The sequence below is a fragment of the Priestia sp. P5_B4 genome (genome assembly GCF_056400385.1).
Genome location: NZ_JBFULJ010000524.1, coordinates 1 through 2,669, shown reverse-complemented (window position 1 = coordinate 2,669; position 2,669 = coordinate 1). Strand labels below are relative to the sequence as shown.

General features: G+C 38.2%; 3 protein-coding genes. All 3 read left to right on the top strand.

Annotated features, from left to right (window positions below):
• Positions 1-114: 114 nt before the first annotated feature.
• Positions 115-1,011 (top strand): NAD-dependent epimerase/dehydratase family protein, encoded by an 897-nt coding sequence (locus tag AC1DRF_RS22390; RefSeq protein ID WP_477741720.1) that lies wholly within the window; start codon positions 115-117, stop codon positions 1,009-1,011.
• A 122-nt stretch (positions 1,012-1,133) separates the two neighbouring features.
• Positions 1,134-1,580, top strand: a complete 447-nt coding sequence (locus AC1DRF_RS22385) for an OsmC family protein (RefSeq protein WP_427076046.1) — start codon at positions 1,134-1,136, stop codon at positions 1,578-1,580.
• Between the two features lie 138 nt (positions 1,581-1,718).
• Positions 1,719-2,669 (top strand): MFS transporter (locus tag AC1DRF_RS22380; protein ID WP_477741719.1); only part of this gene is annotated, 951 nt, incomplete at its 3' end.

The following is a 2,669-nucleotide window of genomic DNA, read 5'->3' as shown; positions in this document are numbered from 1 at the left end:
AAAAATAGGTGGGAATATAAAAAAATAAGCGGAAAGATTCATAGCTTTATGAACAAAAAAGTTGGATAATAATGGTATGGTTATCCATATCAAATACGAAAGGTGGAGAAAAAGATGAAAACAGCACTTGTGTTAGGTGGAACTCGTTTTTTTGGAAAAAATTTAGTCCAGACATTGCTCTCTAAAGGAGTTAAGGTTACGTTAGCAACGCGAGGTAAAACCCCAGATGATTTCGGCGACCGAGTTKAACGGATTTTTCTTGATCGTGTAGAAAAAGATTCTGTAATCGAAACAACACGAGGAAGAAAATGGGATGTTATCTTCGATCAAATATGCTATTCTTCACACGGCGCAGCTGTGGCTGTTGAAGCTTTTCGTCATAGTACGAGTCATTATGTACTCACCTCGACTCTTTCAGTATACGGTTCTTTAGAAAAAACGTGTTATGAAGAAGAGTTTGATCCATACAAGTATCCTATTTCATATACACGCCGTGAAAATATTTCCTACCAAGAAGGAAAACGCCAAGCTGAAGCGGTATTTTTTCAAAAAGCACCGTTTTCGGTAACGGCTGTCCGTTTTCCAATTGTAATGGGAAAAGATGATTATACGGATCGCTTACGTTTTCACGTAGAAAAAATTATGCATGAAGAAGAAATTGGTGTACCGGCTATTGAAGCAGAAATGAACTTCATTTCACAGGAAGAAGCCGGTGAATTTTTAGTCTGGTGTGCAGAACAGAAGCTAAAAGGGCCGATTAACGCTTGTTCAAATGGTACTATTTCACTCAAAAATTTATTTTCATATATTGAACAAGCAGCGAATAAAACAGCAAGAACAACCTCTCGTTTAACAGATGAAAATAGTTCTCCTTACGGAGTAGATCATTCTTGGACGATGAGTAATGAAAAGGCTAGCTTTTGGGGATATTCATTTACAAACCTGCAGGACTGGCTGCCTTTATTAATCAAAGCTTTCGTTGAAAGCGAAAAGAAAGTACCTTTAAGTTAAGAAAAAACAAAGACTGCACCGTTTAGCAGTCTTTTTGCTGTGACAAGCAGAACATTTTTATTTTATACATAAAAAGGGTACGCTAGGTACACATCATTATATAGAAGGAAGAAGGATAAACTATGGCAAAACATCACTTTCATTTGCAAGCAAATTGGCCAGGAGGCCGAAATGAAGTAGGTACAATTGAATCAGGACAATTAAAAACAAAAATTTCCATTCCACCAGAAATGGACGGGCCAGGAGTGGGAACAAATCCAGATGAAATGCTGCTAGGGGCAGCAGCCACGTGTTACATCATCACGCTTGCAGCGATGTTCGAAAGAAGCGGAATTCGTCAGGAGGCTTTATCGATGGAATCAGAAGCTATTGTGGACGTGACGAATGGTGTATTCACATACGAAAAAATTATTCATAAACCTCATGTTATCATCACATCTGAATTTGCGGCTCAAGAAGAAAAAATCAATCGACTTATAAAAAAAGCAGAAACATCCTGTATGATTTCAAGAGCCATTCAAGGAAATGTTGAGATTGAATTAGAGCCTCAGCTCACAGTAAAAGCGTAATGGACCCATTACGCTTTTCTTATGTTTATTTCTAAAAAAAGCACATTTAAGATTGTAAAATACTCAAATTTGAATATAATAATTTAAGTAGCTATCATTTCTGTTCATCAAAAAGATGACGCGAAAGGAGGAACTGAAATGGTTTCATCAGAAAAAAATATTCGTTTTATCGTAGCAGGATTGCTGCTCGGTATTTTTATGTCAGCCATGGATAATACCATCGTAGCGACGGCTATGGGGAAAATCATTTCTGATCTAGGTGGGTTAGATAAGTTTGTTTGGGTTACGTCCGCCTATATGGTTGCCGTGATGGCAGGTATGCCGATATTTGGTAAACTGTCTGATATGTACGGCCGTAAACGGTTTTTTATTTTTGGATTGACGGTATTTTTACTTGGATCTGCATTGTGTGGCCTAGCGCAAAGTATTGTGCAGCTAAGTATTTACCGGGCGATTCAAGGAATTGGAGGAGGAGCGCTTCTTCCGATTGCTTTTACTATTGTATTTGATATTTTCCCTCCTGAAAAACGCGGGAAAATGACGGGATTATTAGGTGCCGTTTTTGGCTCAGCAAGCGTATTTGGTCCGCTTCTTGGTGCATACATTACGGAATACATCAGCTGGCACTGGGTGTTTTATGTGAACGTGCCGATTGGACTTTTATCGTTATTTTTTATTGTGCGCTTTTATAAAGAATCAAAAAGTCATAAAAAACAAAAAATTGACTGGGCTGGTGCAGCCACTCTTGTAATTTCAGTAGTTAGTTTAATGTTTGCTCTTGAACTTGGAGGGAAAGAGTACGATTGGTCTTCTCCGCAAATTTTATCTCTTTTTGCTATCTTTGCTGTGGCGCTATCACTCTTCTTTTTTGTGGAAAAACGCGCGCAAGAGCCGATTATTTCATTTTGGATGTTCAAGCGCCGTTTATTTGCAACATCACAAATTCTCGCTTTCTTATACGGAGCAACGTTTATTATTTTAACGGTATTTATTCCTATTTTCGTTCAAGCTGTTTATGGAGGTTCTGCTACAAATGCAGGTTTAATTTTAACTCCTATGATGTTAGGCTCGGTAGCAGGAAGTGCTATC